Here is a 19,021-nt window from a genome sequence, read left to right as displayed (position 1 = left end):
CCGGTGTTGGTTGTGGACCAGTGGCAACACGGAGGGAGACACAGCGGGGCGCGCGGACGGAGCGTGACGAGGACGGCTCGTCGCCGAGTTCGGGCGCGCGCGACCACGGCACCGGTCGCGGTGGACCGGCGCGGGTGCGGTGTCTCCGAGCTCAGACGAGCAACGGCCTACTCCTGTCGGGCGGCATCGGTGACCTGTTGATCAGGTACCGGAGTCAGCGTAGGCGGGCGGCCGGCTGACGACAACGGAATTTCGCCCCACCGCCCGTGTCCTCGCGCCCGTACGAGCGAATGCGCGCGGACACCGCCGTGTCCACTCGCCGCGCCGGGTACCGGGTTGCCATGGTGCCCCCATGACGACCACCAAGAACACCGCCGGAAACTCGACCGGAAAGTCGACCTGGAACTCGATGGGGCAGCTGACCGGGAAGCCGCTGCTGCGCGCGCTCGCCGCGCTCACCCTCGCCGCCTCGCTCGTCAGCCTGCAGGCCCCCGCCGGGTCCGCCGCCACAACGCCCGGCGAGAGCGCGGGGTACGTCCGGCTCCAGCACCCGGTGCCCACCTCGTCCCGCGAGGTGATGGAGGTGTTCTGGTACGACTGCCAGCACTCGTACCAGCTGGAGGCCCCGCTGCAGGCCTGGGCCGCGCGCCAGAAGCCTCCCGTGACGATCCGCCACATCCCGGCCGCGTGGCCGGACCAGCCGCGGATGATGGGGTACGCGCGGCTCTACTACACCCTCGACCGGCTCGGCCTGGCGGACCGGCTCGCCCTGCAGGTGTTCCACGCGGTGCGCGACCAGCGGGTGGAGCTGATCCAGGAGGACTCCCTGCGCGCCTGGGCGGAGCAGCAGGAACTCGACCCGCGGCAGGTCCTGGCGGCGTGGAACTCGCCCGAGGTGCGGCAGGAGGTGCAGCAGGCCCCGGCGCTGCGGGAGCGCTACGAGGTGCACGAGATGCCGAGCGTCGTGGTCGGCGGTACGTACCGCACCTCGCCGTTCATCGCGTCCGGGGGTGTGGACGGGACGGTGCCGGTGGTCGACTCGCTGGTGCAGCGGACGACGCGAGCCGCGCACTGACCGTCGCGGACGGCGAGGCCGGATCGTCAGCGCGGCGGGCGGGCGCGGTGCGGGCGGCGGTGCGGGCGGTGCGGGCGGGGTGCGGGCGGCGGTGCGAGCGGTGCGGGCGGGTGCGGGCGGGTGCGGGCGGGTGCGGGCTCAGGCGAACTCAGCCAGTCGGGGCCTCACGCCCACCACGACCAGCAGGAGAGCGGCACCGAGCAGCGCGGAGGGAATCGCCGTCCAGCCGGACAGGTCGTCGGCGGCAGCGGCGGCCCGATGGTCGAAGACAGCGGACCGTTGCGCGGCCAGCTCTCCGAGCCGGCTGCTGAAGTCGAAGTACGCGAACGCCACCTCGCCCCGGGTCACCCCGGTCAGCTGCACTGCGGCCCGGTCGAGTTGCCCGGATTCGGCGAGCGAACGGAGGGTGGTGTCGGCGGCGAGGTAGTCGGCCTGGGTACGCGCCACCGATGCGGTGCTCTGAGGACCCAGGAGGGCGTGCAGGCGCTGCGTCAGGTCCGTGAACTGCCGCTGCAGCGAGGGCCGGTAGGCGTCGTCCACGAGCCAGCGGCTCTGCACCGCCTCGGCGTCCGCCGCCGCGACCTGCGCCTGCGCGACCACCGCGTAGGGTGCGTAGCCCGAGCTCACTGCGGCGCCGGCCTCGGAGGCGGCGCCCAGCAGCGCGAACCCGCCCGCCAGCGCGACGGCCAGCACCGACGCGCTCGCCAGGAGCAGTGGCGGGTTGAGGAGCCGACGATGACGGCGTGTCAGATCGAGCTGCCACCAGAGCATCAGCCCGAGAGCGACCGCTCCCAGCGCGACCAGCAGCAGCGCCCCGTGGCGGGCGTCGCCCTGCGCCACACCCCGGTCGGCCGCCACCTGCCGGTCCGCCGACGCGAGGAGGCTCTGCACCCGTGGCAGCAGGGTCTGTTGCAGCATGCTCTCGGCCTGGTCGTAGTAGTCCAGCGCCAGGTCCGGCGGGCGGCCGACGATCGGGTTCGGCTGGCTCGTCGCCGAGTACTCCTCGGTCCCGGTCAGCGCGTCGTACGAGGCGAGTCCGTCCAGCAGTGCCAGCACGTCCTGCTGGTTCCGGTCCTGCTGGTCCGAGGCACCGGACGCGGCCAGCGAGGCGAGATCGCGACCGGCCTGGCGGCGGTCCGTCTGCGCGGTGATGGCGGCGAGGACGCCGTCGTCGACGAGCGTGGCCGGCTGTCCGTCCGGCGGCGGCGTGGCGGAGTAACCGACCACCAGCGACTTGGCGTGCTGGGCGTCCAGGTCCGCGAGCGCCTGGTACAGGTCGGCGGTGGCCGTGGCGCGAGGTTCCGAGACGGCGGAGAGCCGGTGCAGGTCCGTGCCGGCGGTGGCGAAGGCCGCCAGTGCGGTGGCCAGCAGCGCGGCGATCAGCAGCAGCGCGGCGGTGGCCTGGGCGCGCAGCCGCAGTACGGGGGTGAGCCGGCGGCGCTTCGGCCTCCCCGGCTGCCGCGGTTCGACTGAAGGCGCAGGCAACGACCCCGACATCGACCCAGCTGATGGCGGCGTGCTCGAGGTCGAACGCGGGACGGACGGCGCGGTCACGGTGTCGAGCGTAGGCAGCCGAGGTGACGGTCGGACGACATCGCGACGGACACTGAGCGAACGCGGCACCACGCCAGGTGACGATTCCTGAGTGCCCCCTGGGAGACCGTAGAGACCCTGGTAAGAGTCGTGCTACACAGCTCCCTGCCCCCGCTTTCGGGTGTGATCATGGCACCGGCTAGCGTTGTTGTACGGCGAGCAGCCCGACCGTCGGAAACAAGAGGAGCTACCCATGAGCGCGGCAGACTCCCTGTTCGGCTCCGACGGATTCTTCCTGCTGGCACTGCTTGCGGTGACGGCCGATGCCTTCATGCCTCTGATCCCCGACGGGTCCATGGTCATCGCGGCCACTCTGGGCAGTGCCCACTCCGACACCTCGCCCGTGCTGATGGCGGTCGGCGTCGCTCTGGCGTCCGTGTCCGGGGACCTGCTGCTGCTCCGCGCGGCGCGCAGTGGCGCCGGCTGGGCACAGCGGCGCCTCGACCGCAGGCCCGGCGCGGCCAGCGCGGCGGCGCACATCCTGGAGCTGCTGGAGACCAAGCCGGGCCGGACGATGCTGCCGCTCCGCTTCGTCACGGGCGGACGGACGGTCCTGGACCTGACCATGGGCACCACGACACAACCGCTGAACCGGTTCATACGCTGGTCGGCGGTGTCCTCGATGGTGTGGGCGATCTACATCGTCGGCCTCGGCTACCTCAACGCGCACACCTTCAATACCAGTTGGCTCAGCTTCGCTGTGTCCTGCCTGACGGCGACGGCGGTCAGCGCGCTGATCGCGCGCTGGGTACAGCGCGAACGCCGCACCGTACGGGACTCCGCCGCCGCTGCCGAGGAGGAGTCGGCGGCGGCAGCGCCCGTAGCCGCAGGCTGACTTCGACTGTCCGACGCCCGCTTGTTCCAGCCGATATGTGGCCGGATGCCGCTTCGACCCCACCAGGCATGTGTCCACCCGCCATAGCCGTGCTCGCACGGGCTGGCGAAGGTGAGGACCACACAGCCAACCGGATATCCCCGTGGGGAGAGAAACGGTGACAAACATGGACAAGGTGGTGGAATCGGCGGCCGAAGCGGTCGCCGACATACCCCGGGGCGCGGAGCTCGCCGTGGGCGGCTTCGGCCTCTGCGGCATCCCCTCGACACTGATCGCCGCGCTCGTCGACACCGGCACCGACGGTCTGCGAGTGGTGTCCAACAACTGCGGGGTGGACGACTGGGGTCTGGGGCTGCTGCTGCGCGCCGGGCGGATCGCCCGGATGACCTCGTCCTACGTCGGCGAGAACAAGGAGTTCGCCCGCCAGTACCTCGCCGGCGAGCTGGAGGTGGAGCTGACGCCGCAGGGCACGCTCGCCGAGCGGCTCCGGGCGGGTGGCAGCGGCATTCCTGCCTTCTTCACCCCGGCCGGGGTCGGCACCCAGGTGGAGACCGGCGGGCTGCCCTGGCGCTATGCCGCCGACGGCGGGGTGGCCCTGGCCTCACCGCCCAAGGAGGTGCGGGAGTTCGGCGGTCGACGCTACCTGCTGGAACCTGCCATCACCGCCGACTTCGCCCTGGTACGGGCCGAACTGGCGGACCGTCACGGCAATCTGGTGTTCCACGCCGCCGCCCGCAACTTCAACCCGCTGGCGGCGATGGCGGGACGGACCACCCTGGTCGAGGCCGAGCGCATCGTCGAGCCAGGCGAGATCCCGCCGGACGCGGTGCACCTGCCCGGCGTCTACGTCGACCGGATCGTCCAGGCCGACCCCGCCGACAAGCGCGTCGAGCGCCGCACGGTCCGCGCCGACCGTCCCGCCGCAGAGGAGAACTGACGATGCCACTCGACCGCGACCAGCTGGCCGCCCGCGCCGCCGCCGAACTCCGCGACGGCCAGTACGTCAACCTCGGCATCGGCCTGCCGACACTCGTGCCCAACCACCTGCCCGAGGACGTCCAGGTCGTGCTGCACTCGGAGAACGGGATCCTCGGCGTCGGCCCCTACCCGTATCCGGGCGAGGAGCGCCCCGACCTGATAAACGCGGGGAAGGAGACCGTGACCGTGCGGCCGGGCGCCGCGTACTTCGACTCCGCCGCCTCCTTCGGCATGATCCGCTCAGGCCGGGTGGACGTCACCGTCCTCGGCGCGATGCAGGTCTCCGCGGGCGGAGACCTGGCCAACTGGACGATCCCCGGGAAGGTGGTCAAGGGCATGGGCGGCGCCATGGACCTGGTCCACGGCGCCCGCAGGGTCGTCGTTGTCATGGAGCACACCGCCAAGGACGGCACGCCCAAGATCCTCGACAGCTGCACCCTGCCGCTGACCGGGCGTGCCGTCGTCGACCGGATCATCACCGACCTGGCCGTCCTCGACGTCACGCCGGACGGCCTGCGCCTGGTCGAACTCGCCTCTGGCGTCAGCCTGGAGGACCTGCGTGCCGCCACGGCGGCAAAGGTCGCCTGCTGACCACCGAGCCACTGACCTGGCCTGCTGACCTGGCCTGCCGCCGCAGCTGCTGACCCGGCGTCAGGCGGGCAGCCGCCAGTCGATCGGGGACAGGCCCAGGTCCGCCAGGCCCTTGTCGATCTGGGAGAAGGGACGGCTGCCCAGGAACAGCTTCGCCGAGAGCGGCGACGGATGCGCGCCCTGCACGACGACGTGGCGCGAGGTGTCGATCAGGGGCAGCTTCCTCTTCGCGTAATTGCCCCAGAGCACGAACACCGCCGGCTCCGCACGGTCGTTGACGCTGCGGATGACCGCGTCGGTGAACTGCTCCCAGCCCTTGCCCTTGTGCGAGTTGGCCTCGTGCGCCCGGACCGTCAGCACCGCGTTCAGCAGCAGCACGCCCTGGTCCGCCCACGCCTGCAGATTGCCGTGGGCGGGCGCGGGGATGCCCAGGTCCGCGTCCAGCTCCTTGTAGATGTTGCGCAGCGAGGGCGGGACGCGGACGCCGCGCTTCACCGAGAAGCACATGCCGTGCGCCTGGTTGTCGTCGTGGTACGGGTCCTGGCCCAGCAGCAGCACCTTCACCTTGTCGTACGGGGTGTGCTCCAGCGCGGAGAACACCTCGCCGGTCGGCGGGAAGACCTGGTGCTCGGCACGCTCCCCGGCCACGAACTCGGTCAGCTGGTGGAAGTAGGGCTTGGCGGTCTCCTCAGCGAGGACCCCCCGCCAGGATTCGGGCAGCGTGAACTCGTCGGTTGACGACATGATGGGTGACCTCCGGAGCGTTCGGTCGACCGGCCGTCAGTCCGGCCGACTACTGCAAGCACCGTACCGGCCAGCACCGACAAGCCCCGCCCCAGCTACCGGATCAGGGCCTGCGCAGCCGCTCCAGGCGGGCCTCGACTCCGTCCAGTACCAGCTCGAGGCCCCCAAGGAATACCTGGTCCGGATCGGGGTGCTCGTCCGCCTCCAGAACGAACCGGGTCAGCAGCGGGTGCTTGCCCTCAGCCATGACCTCGCCCAAGTACGGTCCGACCGCCCGCCGGTAGTCGTCCTCGGTCTGCCCGGTGCGGCGGACCACCTCCGCCTCGGCGATCTCCGTCAGCACCACTCCGCGCACATAGGCGACCACGGTCCCGGTGAGGCCGGACATCTCGTCGATGTGGAGTCCCAGGCCGTCCACGACGCCGAGCAGCCGCTCGGTCCTGCGCAGCACGTTGGGGCCCAGCGAGGGGCGGCTCGCCGCGATGGGGAGCACCCAGGGGTGACGCAGCATCAGCTCCCGGTAGCCCACCGCGATGCCGCGCAGATCGCCGCGCCAGTCGCCGGTCAGCTCGCCCCCGAAGCCGTCCTCGCCCATGACCTGGTCGGTCATGAGGTCCAGCAGGTCGTCCTTGGTCTCGACATAGCGGTACAGCGACATGGTGCCCACGCTCAACTCGGAGGCGATCCGGCGCATGGACACGGCATCCACGCCCTCGGCGTCGGCCAGGGCGACGGCTTCCGACACGATCGCCTCGACGCTGAGCGAGGGCTGCGGGCCCCGACCGGCCGTGCGGGGACGGGACCACACCGGTGATCGCGCGGAGGTCTGCGACGGATTCGTGCCCTGGGGCGGCACCGGCTGCCTCCTCGCGTGCTCCGCTCCCGAACCTGATCAGGGAGTCGCGTACATGGTACGCAATCAGCCGACACCGCAAACCTCGGCGCGGGCCTGGGTGAACTCGCGCTGAGCCGGGGCGCTCAGCCCTGGCGCGCCCCGCTGAGATGCGCGAAGAGCACCACGTTGCCGGTGTACTCGCGGCGCGCGCGGTCGAAGGTCCCGCCGCAGGTGACGATCCGCAGCTGGGCGTCCCGCGCTGGTGCGTACACCTGCGTGGCAGGGAACGCCGCCTTGTCGAACGCCCGCACCGCGTCCACCTGGAACAACGCGGTGCTGCCGTCCAGCCGGGCCACCTCGACCGAGGCGCCGGGCTTCACCGTGGAAAGGCCCCAGAAGACCGCAGGCCCGCTGCGGGTGTCGACATGGCCGACCAGCACCGCGGTCCCGGCCGCGCCGGGCGTCGCGGAGTCCCGCAGCCAGCCCGCGGTCCTCGGCTGGGAGAACGGCGGCAGCTCGGGTTCCCCCCTGCCGTCCATTCCGAGGCCAAGCAGCGGCGCGGTCAGCCCGATCGAGGGCACCGCGAGCTGGATGGGGGTGGAGCGGACCAGCGCGGGCCGGGTCGCGGAGGTCACGACCGGCGTGCCGGCTGTTGCGGAAGTTGCGGGAGTTGCGGGACTCGGGACGTGCGCGCGGTGGCCGGCGACGTGCGAGGCGGGGCGGACGGCGTCCGAAGCGGTTCCGGTCGTCTCATGCCTACCGGCGCCGGAAGCCGAACCCGACGAGACCGGGCCCGAGGAGGCGGCAGACCCGCTCCCGCCTGCCGCGCTCACTCCCAGCGCGGCACCGCCGAGCGACACCGCCAGCAGCACCCCGGACAGCGTCCCCAGCACTCGGAGCAGCCGGGTGCGCAGGCGCTCAGCCACGACCCGAGTCCCGGAACCGCCGGAACCGGCGGCCCACCAGTGCCAGGCCGCCGATGGCTGTCGCGCCGGTCAGCGCCAGAGCGCAGAACGACTCGGCGCCGTCCGGTACGCCTGCCCAGGTGACGGCCGCCTCGGCCCTGGTCGCACCCCAGCCGCCGCCGGTGGCGAGCGCGCCCAGGTGGACCACCCTCAGGCTGCCCGCGGCGACTGCCCGGCCTCCGCAGACCTCGACGACCCGGTAGGTCCCCGGCTTGGCGTCCCTGGCCACGCGCGCCTCGACGTACAGTCCGCCGTCGGGCGCCAGGGCGAAATTCGCCGGAGCCGCGAAGGCGGGCGACGTGGCCGTACCGGTGCTCGTGCCGCCGCAGTCGGCGAAGGTGCGGAGGTCGACGGAGCCGCCGGGCCGGGTGGTGGACGGGTCGAGGGTGACCACGTCCAGCGCGACGACAGCCGGAGTGATCGCCGCGTTTCCGCTGGTGACCAGCGCGGTGCCCGGAGCACTCCGGGTAGCCTGGCCAGCGCTGCCCGCGGCCGTCCACTGCGCCACCGGTGCGTTCGCGACCGCCGGAGTAGCCCCCACCGTCAGAGCCAGCACGGCCAGGGCCGCCCCGGTGAGGGCCGCATGCAGCTTGGCCATCAGGGATTCCTCTCGGTTCAGGGCGGCCGAGCCGACATCTCAGCACTTCACCCATACCAGAGCAAAATATGACGAACCATCGGCCAATGAGCGGCGACATGCTCCATCTGACGCACCATCCGCAGCCCGACGGGTGAGCCGATACGCCAGGTGGCCCCGCTCCTCCCGAGGGACGAACGGGGCCACCCACGCCGGCTGCGCCGGCCGTGCGTCTGCGGACTGCGTCAGATTTCGTCTATGAGGTCCGCCACCGACTTGACCACCCGCGAGGGGCGGTAGGGGAAGCGCTCGACCTCGTTCTGCTGGGTCAGCCCCGACAGGACCAGCACAGTTCGCAGACCGGCCTCCATGCCGGACTTGATGTCGGTGTCCATCCGGTCGCCGATCATCACGGTCGATTCCGAGTGGGCGTTGAGGGTGTTCAGCGCCTCACGCATCATCAGCGGGTTGGGCTTGCCCACGAAGTAGGGCTCCACGCCGGTGGCCTTGGTGATCAGCGCCGCCACCGAGCCGGTCGCCGGGAGCACGCCCTCCGTGGAGGGGCCGGTCTCGTCGGGATTGGTGCAGATGAACCGCGCACCGTCGTTGATCAGCCGGATCGCCTTGGTCAGCGCCTCGAAGCTGTAGGTGCGGGTCTCGCCGAGCACGACGTAGTCGGGGCGGCTGTCGGTGAGGACATAGCCGATCTGGTGCAGCGCGGTGGTCAGCCCGGCCTCGCCGATGACGTAGGCGGTGCCGCCGGGCCGCTGGCCGTCGAGGAACTTCGCGGTGGCCAGCGCCGAGGTCCAGATCGCCTCCTCGGGGACGTCCAGGCCTATCCCGGCGAGCCTGGCGTGCAGGTCACGTGGGGTGTAGATGGAGTTGTTGGTGAGCACCAGGAAGGGCTTCCCGGAGTCACGCAGGCGACGGATGAACTCGTCCGCACCAGGGATGATCGTCCCCTCGTGGACCAGGACTCCATCCATGTCCGTCAGCCAGGACTCGACCGGCTTGCGTTCCGCCACGTCCGTATCTCCAGATTCGTAAGGATCGGCTGCCCCGACGCTGGCCAGCCTATCCGCGCGGCGCTTCTCCGGCCCCGTCCGTCCCGCCTGGCGGGACGGCACGAACGGGACCGCCGGAGCGGGAGCACCGGAGCGGGAGCGCAGGAACGGGACCGCGCTCCCGGACCGGGCTACCGGGGCAGCAGCAGCGCCGGCAGCTTCGCGACCGAGGAGAGCACGTGCGTCGCACCGTCCGCGCGCAGCCGCTCCTCGTCGTGGGCGCCCGTGAGCACCCCGGCCACGACGCCTGCTCCGGCCGAGACGCCGCAGCGCATGTCGTAGCCGGTGTCCCCGACCACCGCGAGTTCCCGCACGTCGTCCGCGCCGCCGGTGCGCAGCAGGGCCGCCAGCGCCAGGTCCGGGTAGGGACGGCCGCGGCCACCCGCGTCTGCGGGGCAGAGGGCCAGGTCGACCAGGCCCTGCCAGCCGAGCGCGTCGAGGATGCGCTGCTGGGTGGGGCCGGAGAACCCGGTGGTCAGCACGACCGTGAGCCCGGCCTCGCGGAGCTCGCCCATGGCGTCCTCAGCGCCCGGCAGTGCCGCGCAGTGGCCCTGGTCGACGAGCTTCCCGTACGCCGCTTCGAAGGCCCGGTTGGCCTGCTGTGCCTGCTCCTCGGTGGCGAAGAGGTGCCGGAACACGGAGATCTTGCTCTCGCCCATGGTGGTCCGGACGTACGCCAGCATCCGCTGGTGCTCGGCACTGCCCGCGACGACTCCGAGCTCCCTGGCCGCCGCCTCGAACGCCTGCTCCACGAGACCGTCGTCGGCCACCGTGGTGCCCGCCATGTCCAGCACCACCAGCCGGGTCTTCATCCGCTCGCCCATCAGAGTCCCAACTCGTTCGCAGTGGTCTCGCCGATCGCCGGCGAGCAGGTCATTCCACGTCCGCCGGGACCGGTCACCAGCCACACCCCCGAGCGCAGCTGCTCCCGGTGCACCACTCGGTTCGGGTCCACACACTGCGCGTACACCCCGGCCCAGCGGCGGCGGATCTTCGGCAGCGGGCGCCCGAGCAGGTCCTCGGCCAGCGCCGCCAGGTAGCTGTACGGCTCCTCGACCACGTCGAATCCGAAGGGCTGGTCGTACTCGTGGGTGTCGCCGACGGTCAGCGAGCCGTCGCGGCGCTGCACCAGCAGCAACTGCATCCGGTGCTCGGCGGCGGTCTCGTGCTGAGGCTGGGCGGCGTTCAGCGCGTCGAGCGCGCCACCCGCGTACGCGGGGTAGTAGCGGAAGCTGTCGCCGTCGGCGATCGAGGTGGGCAGTTCCTCGCCCAGCGGCTCGGTCTGCATCATCTGCAGCCTGACCCGGCGCACCGGCAGGGCCGGGGCCAGCTCGCGGACGAGCCCGCCCAGCCACGCCCCGGTGCAGAGCACCACGACGTCACCGCTGTGCAGCTCGCCCCGGTCGTCCCGCACCGTGTTCTCGCCGACGACCTCGCGGACCTCGCGCCCGCCCAGGAAGGTGTAGCGGCCGGAGGCGCTCAGGTGCGCCTGCAGCGCGCGCTGCGCGGTGCGGGGCTCGACCTGGGCGTCGTGCGGGCTCCACAGCGCGCCGAGCAGGGCGCCGCGCAGGGCCGGGTTGGCCTTCCGGGTCTCCGTCTCGTCCAGCAGCTCCCAGCCGCGCATCCCGGCGTCGGGCCTGGCTGCGACCTCGGCGGCGACGGCCCGCTCGTGCTCGGTGCGCAGCACCGTGAGCGATCCGCTCGCCCGGAAGCCCACCTGCGGGACCTCGTCAGCTATCCCCTCCCACAGCTGACGTGCCCTCAGTGCCGTGTCCAGCTCCGGGCCCTCGGCGCGACCGCCGACCCACACCAGCCCGAAGTTGCGGACCGAGGCGCCACGCGCCTGCTCCTCCCGCTCCAGGTGGACGACTTCGTGCCCGCGCCGGACGGCATGCCAGGCATGCATGGTCCCGAGCGCTCCTGCTCCTACGACGATGACTCTCACAGGTCCGACCTTCGATCCTCTGGATGATGCAGCGGGGCACCCTCGGTGAATCCAGCATGAACACCCCGGCACATCTGGACTAGACCCGTTATATATTCGTTACAGCTATGTATGCGCGGTCACCGGACCCTTCAGTCGCCCGCGCTGAGCTCGGCCGTGAAGCTGAACCGGTCCCCCCGGTAGAGCGTTCGCACCCGCTCGAACGGCCGCCCCGTCACATCCCAGCTGCGCCGGTGCAGCAACAGCATCGGCAGCGCCGGCGGCGTGCCGATCAGAAGCGCCTCCCGGGGTGTCGCGAGCACCGTCTCGATCCGCTCCTGCCCGCCGCCGGCCGGCAGGCCGCAGACGTCCCGCGCATAGGCGTAGAAGGAGGATTCGGGGTCGAAGTCCTCGTCGAGGCCGGGCAGCAGCGCGACCGGCGCGTACGTGCTCTCCAGGCCGACCCGCTCCTCGTCCGCGAGCAGCACCCGCTCCAGGTGCCACACCTGGGCGCCGACCTCCACGCCCAGCTCCTCCGCGACCTGCGCCTCCGCCGCGAAGCGCTCCAGGCCGATCAACCGCCGCCCCGGCAGCCGCCCCTGGCGGCGCACCCCCTCGGTGTAGCTGGACAGCGACAGCGGCTGCTCGATCTTCGGCCCGGCCACCACAGTGCCCCGCCCCTGCCGGCGCACCCTGCCTTCCAGCAGCAGCTCGCGCAGCGCCAGCCGCAGCGTCTCCCTGGCGACGCCGTAGCGCTCGGCGAGCTCCCGCTCGGTCGGCAGCAGGCCGCCCTCGCCCAGTTCCTCCAGCAGCTCCACCAGCTCGGCCTTGGCGGCGTAGTACTTGGGCATCCGTCCGTGCTCGGGAACGCCCGCTCGGACGGGTGCGCTCGGGATGCGGGGAGTGCGGGGAACGCGGGAGGCGCGAGGTGCGGCGGTCACTCCGCCACGGTACCGGCCGACGACGGCCGACCGGGGCTCCCTCAGCTCCCGGAACGCTGCTCCTGGCCCACCAGATGACCCCAGACGACCATCCGGTAGAGCGAGGTGAACTCCGGGGTGCAGGTGGTCAGGGTGATGTAGCTGCCCGGGACGGAGTAGCCGTACCGGGAGCTCGGATGGAACGCGCTGTGCGGCACCGGCGCGACCGTGTCCACGTCGGACGGCGAGGTCTCCGGGAGCACCGAGTCGATCGTGTAGACGTAGTACCAGCCGGCGACTTCGGCGATCACCGTGTCGCCTCGGCGCAGCCGGTCGAGGTGCCGGAAGGGTTCGCCGTGGGTGTTGCGGTGGCCGGCCACTGCGAAGTTGCCCGGCTGCCCGGGCATCGCCGTGCCCGGGTAGTGGCCGATGTAGCCGTGGTTGAGGACGGCGTACTTGTCGACGCCCTGGGCCACGGGGAAGGTGATGTCGAGGACGGGGATCCTGATGACGGCGAAGGCCGTTAGGTCGCGCGCCATGCCGTTGACACCGCCGCCGCTGCCGCCGCCGCCGGATCCGGACCCGGGCGGGGGTGCCGGCGCCGAGGAGCCGGGCGACGGCGCACCGACCGGCGAGGAGGCGGCCGGGGACGAACTGGCCAGGGACGCGGGTACGGTCGCGTTAGCGGGCGGGAGCGTGGACCGCGCCCGCGCCGCCGCCTGCCACTGCCGCTCCAGGCTCGCGACCGTCGCGCGGGCACCGGCGTCGGCGGACTGGTTGGTCCACCACAGCTCGTACCCGGCGAGCAGGACCACCACCAGGCCGAGGGTGACCGCGAGTTCGCCGAACCCGATCAGCGTCCGCCGCAGCCCGCCGCCCCGCACCCGCATGCCAGCCACCCCGACGACCGCTCCGCCACCAGAGCTGACGCATCGTCAGCTCCAGGCAGGCTACGCCCGGGGCTGCCACCCCGCCAGATAGGCGTCGATCTCGCCGATGATCCGGCGCTTGCCCGCGTCGTCGAGGAAGGACGCACGGACGGCCTGCCGGGCCAGCTCCGCCACGCCGCCCTCGTCCAGGCCGAGCAACCCGGCGGCGGTCACGTACTCCTGGTTCAGGTCGGTGCCGAACATCGGCGGGTCGTCGCTGTTGACGGTGACGAACAGCCCGGACTCGACCATCCGCCGGATCGGGTGGTCCTCGATCCGCTCCACCGCGCGGGTGGCGATGTTGGAGGTCGGGCACACCTCCAACGGGATCCGGTGTTCGCCGAGGTAGTCCACCAGGCGCGGGTCCTGCATCGACGTGGTGCCGTGGCCGATGCGCTCCGCGCCGAGCACGCGCAGCGCGTCCCACACCGTCTCCGGGCCCGTGGTCTCGCCGGCGTGCGGCACGCTGTGCAGCCCGGCCGCGCGGGCACGGTCGAAGTACGGCTGGAACTGCGGGCGCGGCACCCCGATCTCGGGTCCGCCGAGTCCAAAACTGACCAGGCCCTCCGGGCGCAGGTCGAGCGCCAGGCGCTCGGTGACCTCGGCCGACTCGAGACCCGCCTCGCCGGGGATGTCGAAGCACCAGCGCAGCACGACACCCAGCTCCGCCTCCGCGGACTTGCGGGCGTCCTCGATCGCCTCCATGAACGCCTCGCCGGGGATGCCGCGGCGCACCGAGCTGTACGGGGTCACGGTGAGTTCGGCGTAGCGGATGTTCTGCCGGGCCATGTCCTCGGCGACACCGTAGGTCAGCGCCCGGACGTCCGCCGCGTCACGGATCAGGTCCACCACGGAGAGGTACACCTGGATGAAGTGCGCGAAGTCGGTGAACTCGAAGTACTTCGCCAGGGCCACCGGGTCGGTCGGCACCGCCGTCTGCCCCTCGTGGCGTGCCGCCAGCCCCGCCACCACCGCGGGTGACGCCGAACCCACGTGGTGGACGTGCAGTTCGGCCTTGGGCAGCCCCGCAACGAACGCCGCCAGTCCCGATCCCGCTGCTTCCGACCCTGCCACCGCTGACTCCTCGTTCGTTCGACCTCGTCCCGCTCACCTTCTCACGGCCCGCCCGGCCCGGTGCGACAGCGGTCAGACCAGGACGGACACCGTGTGGATCAGCAGGCCGGCGGCGGCGCCGACGACGGTGCCGTTGATCCGGATGAACTGGAGGTCGCGGCCGACGTTGGCCTCGATCTTGCGGGAGGCGTCGTCCGCGTCCCAGCCGGCGACGGTGTCGGAGATCAGCGAGGTGATCTCGCTGCGGTAGGTGTCCACGACGTACTCCGCCGCGTCCTCCAGCCAGCCGTCCAGCTTGGCCTGGAGCCGGGCGTCCGTGGCCAGGCGCAGCCCGAAGCTGCGGACGCCGTCGCGCATCCGCACCCGCAGCTGGCTGTCCTCGTCCTCGGCGGCCTCAAGCACCATTGCCCGCACCGCGCCCCACGCGGACGCGATCAGGTCCTGCACCTCGGAACGCGCGAGCAGGTCGGCCTTGGCCCGCTCCACCCGGGCGATGGTCTCCGGGTCGGTCCGCAGCTCCTTGGCGAAGTCCTCCAGGAAGCTGTCCACCGCGCCCCGCGCGGCGTGCTGCGGGTTGTCGCGGACATCCTCGGCGAAGCGCAGCAGCTCCCGGTAGACCCGGACCCCGACCTGGTGGTCGATGAACTTCGGGGTCCAGCCCGGCGCCTCCTGCGAGATCGTGTCGATCACCGAATCGCTGTGCTCCACCAGCCAGTCGTGGGCCCGGACCACGCACAGGTCCACGACGCCCCGGTGGCCGCCCTCGGCCAGTACCCGGGCAAGCATCGCGCCGATCGGCTGGGCGATCGGCTGCGCGGCGGCGCGCCGGGTCACCGCTTCGCCCACCACCGCCTGGACGTCCTCGTCCCGCAGCACCGCCAGCGCCCCGCGCAGCGCCGCCGAGGCCTCGCGGGTGACCCGCTCGGCGCTGCCCGGCGCGGCCAGCCACTCGCCCAGCCGCCGCCCGACCCCCAGCCCCCGCAGCCGGCCCCGGACCACCTCGACCGACAGGAAGTTCTCGCCCACGAACTGGCCCAGGCTGCGCCCGAAGACGTCCTTCTTGGTGGGGATGATCGCGGTGTGCGGGATGGGCAGCCCCAGCGGGCGGCGGAACAGTGCCGTCACCGCGAACCAGTCCGCGAGCGCGCCGACCATGCCCGCCTCCGCCGCCGCCTGGACGTAGGCGGCCCAGCCGCCCACTCCCGACCTGACACCCCAACTCGCCAGCGCGTACACGATCGTCGCGAGGACCAGGAATCCCGTGGCGATCGCCTTCATCCTGCGCACGCCACGCCGCTTCACCTCGTCCGACGCTGTGTACCTCGCACCGGGCGGGCCCCCGACCGTACTGTTTTCGAGCGTATTGACGACATCAGCTTCCACGACTGGTTTCACGCCCCCAGTCTGCCCTTTCCGCGTCGATGTTCTGGAGTGGCCACGCATGTCTCCTCAGCCGGGCCCCGGGGGCCTGTCCGGGTACGCCGAGCACTTCGTCGAGCCGGACGGATACCTCGACTTCGGACGTTTTGGACCACCCTCGACCGACGTCGTCGAGACGACCGCAGAGCTCACCGGCCAGGCCGCCCGGGGCGACGCCGGCGGCGTGGACGAGCTGATGACCCATGAGCTGCGCGCCCGCCGGGCGGCCGCCCGTTTGCTGGGCGCGGCCTCGGCCGACACCATCGCCCTGCTCCCCAACACCAGTACCGGCCTGTTCCACGCGGCCCTCGGCCTGCCGCGCGGCACTGTGCTCGTGCCCGAGCGCGAGTTCCCCTCCAACCTGTACCCGTGGCGCCGGGCCGCCGCCCTCGGCCGGGTCCGACCGGTGCCCCTCGCCGCCGACGAGCAGAGCCGGATCACCCCCGACGTGGTCCGCGCCGCCCTCACCACGGAGACCGTGGCGGTGTCCCTGTCCGCGGTGGACTTCCGCACCGGCTACCGCGCCGACCTCGCCGGGATCAGGGAGGTGATCGGCCCGGACCGGCTGCTCATCGTGGACGCGATCCAGGGCTTGGGCGCCACCGACCTGCCCTGGACCGCGGCCGACGTGCTGGTCACCGGCGGCCAGAAGTGGCTGCGCGCGGGCTGGTCCACCGGCTTCCTGTACGCGTCGGAGCTGGCCATGGAGCGGCTGGAACCGATCCTCACCGGCTGGAGCGGTGTGGACGACCCGTACCTGTACGACGGGCGCGAGCACGCCCCCGCCCCGACGGCGCTGCGCTTCGCCATGACCAACCCCAGCCCGATCGCCGCAGGTGCGCTGGCCACCGCCCTGGAGCTGGTCGAGCACGTCGGGATCGACCGGATCGCCGCGCACATCGCCCAGCGCACCGACGAGTTGATCGACACCGTGCGCAGCGTCGGCGGCCTGGTGCTCTCCCCGACGTCGGAGCACGAGCGCGCGGGGATCGTCGCCTTCACCGTGCCCACCGCCGACGGCGCAGTCGTCGCCAAGAGCCTGCAGGAGCACGGCGTCAGCACCACTTTCCGGCCCGACTGGATCCGGCTGTGCGCCCACGCCTCCACCACCCTGGCCACCGTCGACCTCGTCCACCGCTCCCTGCGCTCGCTGCCGCGCTGACGGTCTGGGGAACGGCCACGACCCCGACGCCGCTGCCCCCCTTCCCTCACCGCACCGCCGAGCCGTACGCTCAGCGGGGCCCCAGAAACGATCGGGGATCAACATAAGCGAACAAGAGCGCGTTCGGTCGCCGAACAGTCGACCGAACGCCAGGGAGACCCATGCCTGCTGTCAGCCACTCCCCGTCCACCCGCACCTGGGTGCTCAGCACGCCCGCCACCAGCTATGCCGTGCGCGTGGACGACAGCGGCTCGCCACGGCACCTCCACTGGGGCGGTCCGCTGACCCTCGACCAGGCCGCGTCCCTGCCGCTCAGCGGCAACCAAGGGCACAGCAGCAATGAGGGGCGCTCCCCCGTCGGCGAGGAACTGCCCGTCGACGGCGGGGAGCGCTACGGCGCACCCTCGCTCCAGGTCCGCTTCGCCGACGGCACCCGGGCCCTGGAGTGGGCCTTCGACGGCCACGGCGTCGAGGAGGACCCCGAACGCCGGTGCACCACCCTGCGGCTGCACTTCCGCGACCGCTACTACCCGCTGCGGATCACCCTCGGCTATCAGGTCCACGGCGACAGCGACGTCATCGAACGGTGGACCGAGCTGACCAACACCAGCGCGGCCGACGGCGATGCCTCAGACGGCGACGCTTCCGCCGCGAACGCCGTCGACCTGCTCCGCGCCGACTCCGCCGCCTGGTCGCTGCCGCCCCGCGACGACTACCGGCTCAGCCACACCACCGGCATGTGGGCCGCCGAGACCCAACTGCACCGCACCCAAATCCCCTACGGCGAGACCGTGCTGACCAGCCGCCGGGGCACCACCAGCCACCACGCCCAGCCCTGGGCCATGGTCGACGCCGGCGACGCCGACGAGCAGCACGGCCAGGTCTGGAGCACCGCCCTCGCCTGGAGCGGCACCTGGAGAATCACGGTACAGCGCACCCCCGACAACCTCCTCGGCCTCACCGCCGGCGCCGGCCACGACGGCATCCTGCTGCGCCTCGCCCCGGGCGAGACCCACACCACGCCGCGCCTCGCCGGGCTCTACTCCACCGCCGGCTTCGGCGGCACCAGCCGCTCCTGGCACGCCCACATCCGCGCCCACGTGCTGCCCCACCCCGACGAGACCCGCCCGGTCCTCTACAACTCGTGGGAGGCCACCGGGTTCGCCGTGACCCAGGAAGGGCAGCAGCGGCTCGCCGCCCACGCCGCCGCCGCAGGTGCGGAGTTGTTCGTGATGGACGACGGCTGGTTCGGCGCGCGCCGCAACGACCGCGCCGGTCTCGGCGACTGGACGCCCCACCCCGGCGCCTTCCCCGACGGGCTGCAGCCTCTGGTCGACGAAGTGCACCGGCTGGGCATGCAGTTCGGCCTGTGGGTCGAACCCGAGATGGTCAACCCCGACAGCGACCTCTACCGCGCCCACCCCGACTGGGTGCTGCACTACCCGCACCGGCAGCGCACCGAGCTGCGCAACCAGCTGGTGCTGAACTTCGCCCGCCCCGACGTGGCCGAATGGGCCTACGGCTGGCTCACCCGTCTGGTCGGCGACCACGGCATCGACTATCTGAAGTGGGACATGAACCGCCCCTTCACCGAGGCGGGCTGGCCCGAACTGGGCGGCGCCCCGGGCGCGCAGGACCGGTTGTGGACCGACTACGTCCGCAACTACTACGGCGTCCTGGACCGGCTCCGTGTCGACCATCCGGCGCTGCGCATCGAGGCGTGCAGCAGCGGCGGCGGACGCGTCGACCTGGCCGTGCTCGCCCGCACCGACCAGGTCTGGATCTCCGACAACACCGACGGCTCGGACCGCCTGCTGATCCAGGACGGCTACACACAGATCTACCCGGTGCGCACCATGGCCGCCTGGGTTACCGACGTGCCCAACCAGCAGTCCGGGCGCTCGGTCCCGCTGCGGTTCCGCTTCCACAGCGCGATGAGCGGTCTGCTCGGCCTCGGCGGCGACCTCAACGAGTGGAGCCCGGAGGAGCTCAAGGAGGCCGAGGGCTACGTCAGCGAGTACAAGACCATCCGTCACCTGGTCCAGCACGGCGTGCTGCACCGGCTGCGCGCCCCGCAGACCCACGCGGTGACCGCCGTCCAGTACTCGTCCGCCGACGCCGGCGAGGCGGTCGTCTTTGGCTGGCTGCAGCAGCCCCGCTTCGGGCGGCCCCAACCCCCGCTGCGGCTGGCCGCGTTGGACCCGGCGGCGCGCTACCGCGAACAGCGCACCGGCGCCGTCCACCACGGCGCCACGCTGCTGGAACGCGGGCTCGACCTGCCGCTGCCGGCCGGCGACTGGTCCAGCGCGGTCGTCCACCTGGTCCGGGTCTGAGTG

General features: G+C 72.3%; 18 protein-coding genes. 6 read left to right on the top strand and 12 right to left on the bottom strand.

Annotated features, from left to right (window positions below):
- Window positions 1–352 precede the first annotated feature (352 nt).
- Window positions 353–1,075 carry a thiol:disulfide interchange protein DsbA/DsbL gene (locus ABIA33_RS19260; protein WP_370083172.1) on the top strand — a complete coding sequence of 241 codons (723 nt, stop codon included), beginning with the start codon at window positions 353–355 and terminating at the stop codon, window positions 1,073–1,075.
- Window positions 1,076–1,213: 138 nt separating this feature from the next.
- On the opposite strand, the gene ABIA33_RS19255 is transcribed toward ABIA33_RS19260, so the two are convergent.
- Window positions 1,214–2,560, bottom strand: coding sequence for a hypothetical protein (locus tag ABIA33_RS19255; RefSeq protein ID WP_370083170.1), 1,347 nt, complete (start codon window positions 2,558–2,560; stop codon window positions 1,214–1,216).
- Between the two features lie 301 nt (window positions 2,561–2,861).
- Here ABIA33_RS19255 and ABIA33_RS19250 point away from each other — a divergent pair, with 301 nt between their 5' ends.
- The 3 genes from ABIA33_RS19250 to ABIA33_RS19240 all read left to right on the top strand — a co-directional run bounded on the left by ABIA33_RS19250 (window position 2,862) and on the right by ABIA33_RS19240 (window position 5,072).
- Complete coding sequence (locus tag ABIA33_RS19250; protein WP_370083168.1) at window positions 2,862–3,503, top strand: DedA family protein; 642 nt, start codon at window positions 2,862–2,864, stop codon at window positions 3,501–3,503.
- Between the two features lie 166 nt (window positions 3,504–3,669).
- The gene (locus ABIA33_RS19245) at window positions 3,670–4,440 is read left to right on the top strand and encodes a CoA transferase subunit A (RefSeq protein ID WP_370083166.1); all 771 of its coding nucleotides are present in this window, start codon (window positions 3,670–3,672) and stop codon (window positions 4,438–4,440) included.
- A gap of 2 nt (window positions 4,441–4,442) precedes the next feature.
- The gene (locus tag ABIA33_RS19240; protein ID WP_370083164.1) at window positions 4,443–5,072 is read left to right on the top strand and encodes a CoA transferase subunit B; all 630 of its coding nucleotides are present in this window, start codon (window positions 4,443–4,445) and stop codon (window positions 5,070–5,072) included.
- A gap of 60 nt (window positions 5,073–5,132) precedes the next feature.
- Here the strand turns inward: ABIA33_RS19240 and ung are convergent, their stop codons facing one another.
- From ung to ABIA33_RS19185, 11 genes are all read right to left on the bottom strand, one after another.
- Window positions 5,133–5,816 carry a uracil-DNA glycosylase gene (gene ung / locus ABIA33_RS19235; RefSeq protein ID WP_370083162.1) on the bottom strand — a complete coding sequence of 228 codons (684 nt, stop codon included), beginning with the start codon at window positions 5,814–5,816 and terminating at the stop codon, window positions 5,133–5,135.
- A gap of 103 nt (window positions 5,817–5,919) precedes the next feature.
- Window positions 5,920–6,672: a TetR/AcrR family transcriptional regulator gene (locus ABIA33_RS19230; protein ID WP_370083160.1), complete on the bottom strand. Its 753-nt coding sequence runs from the start codon at window positions 6,670–6,672 to the stop codon at window positions 5,920–5,922.
- Window positions 6,673–6,794: 122 nt separating this feature from the next.
- On the bottom strand, window positions 6,795–7,577 hold the full coding sequence (locus tag ABIA33_RS19225) for a class F sortase (protein ID WP_370083158.1): 783 nt from the start codon (window positions 7,575–7,577) through the stop codon (window positions 6,795–6,797).
- A complete protein-coding gene (locus ABIA33_RS19220; RefSeq protein ID WP_370083156.1) occupies window positions 7,570–8,214 on the bottom strand; it encodes a hypothetical protein in 645 nt (214 codons plus the stop codon). Before ABIA33_RS19220 ends, ABIA33_RS19225 begins: the two co-directional genes overlap by 8 nt.
- Before the next feature lie 224 nt (window positions 8,215–8,438).
- Complete coding sequence (locus ABIA33_RS19215; protein ID WP_370083154.1) at window positions 8,439–9,218, bottom strand: HAD-IIA family hydrolase; 780 nt, start codon at window positions 9,216–9,218, stop codon at window positions 8,439–8,441.
- 170 nt (window positions 9,219–9,388) lie between these two features.
- Window positions 9,389–10,081 carry a phosphonatase-like hydrolase gene (locus tag ABIA33_RS19210; protein ID WP_370083152.1) on the bottom strand — a complete coding sequence of 231 codons (693 nt, stop codon included), beginning with the start codon at window positions 10,079–10,081 and terminating at the stop codon, window positions 9,389–9,391.
- Window positions 10,081–11,202 carry a TIGR03364 family FAD-dependent oxidoreductase gene (locus ABIA33_RS19205; protein WP_370083150.1) on the bottom strand — a complete coding sequence of 374 codons (1,122 nt, stop codon included), beginning with the start codon at window positions 11,200–11,202 and terminating at the stop codon, window positions 10,081–10,083. Before ABIA33_RS19205 ends, ABIA33_RS19210 begins: the two co-directional genes overlap by 1 nt.
- Window positions 11,203–11,333: 131 nt before the next feature.
- Complete coding sequence (locus ABIA33_RS19200; protein WP_370083148.1) at window positions 11,334–12,122, bottom strand: GntR family transcriptional regulator; 789 nt, start codon at window positions 12,120–12,122, stop codon at window positions 11,334–11,336.
- Between the two features lie 41 nt (window positions 12,123–12,163).
- The gene (locus ABIA33_RS19195) at window positions 12,164–12,991 is read right to left on the bottom strand and encodes a class E sortase (RefSeq protein WP_370083145.1); all 828 of its coding nucleotides are present in this window, start codon (window positions 12,989–12,991) and stop codon (window positions 12,164–12,166) included.
- A 60-nt stretch (window positions 12,992–13,051) separates the two neighbouring features.
- Entirely contained in the window at window positions 13,052–14,104 is a 1,053-nt protein-coding gene (locus ABIA33_RS19190; RefSeq protein WP_370083143.1) for an adenosine deaminase, read from the bottom strand.
- Window positions 14,105–14,176: 72 nt separating this feature from the next.
- Window positions 14,177–15,547, bottom strand: a complete 1,371-nt coding sequence (locus tag ABIA33_RS19185; RefSeq protein ID WP_370083141.1) for a DUF445 domain-containing protein — start codon at window positions 15,545–15,547, stop codon at window positions 14,177–14,179.
- Here ABIA33_RS19185 and ABIA33_RS19180 point away from each other — a divergent pair.
- Window positions 15,546–16,685 carry an aminotransferase class V-fold PLP-dependent enzyme gene (locus tag ABIA33_RS19180; protein WP_370083139.1) on the top strand — a complete coding sequence of 380 codons (1,140 nt, stop codon included), beginning with the start codon at window positions 15,546–15,548 and terminating at the stop codon, window positions 16,683–16,685. The two genes, ABIA33_RS19185 and ABIA33_RS19180, sit on opposite strands and share 2 nt — an antisense overlap.
- A gap of 161 nt (window positions 16,686–16,846) precedes the next feature.
- A complete protein-coding gene (locus ABIA33_RS19175; RefSeq protein WP_370083137.1) occupies window positions 16,847–19,018 on the top strand; it encodes an alpha-galactosidase in 2,172 nt (723 codons plus the stop codon).
- Window positions 19,019–19,021: the final 3 nt, after the last annotated feature.

Origin of the sequence: Streptacidiphilus sp. MAP12-16, assembly GCF_041262165.1 — a bacterium.
Lineage (GTDB): Bacteria > Actinomycetota > Actinomycetes > Streptomycetales > Streptomycetaceae > Streptacidiphilus.
The sequence above is the reverse complement of the archived record's forward strand: the minus strand, read 5'-3'. Positions and strand labels throughout refer to the sequence as shown.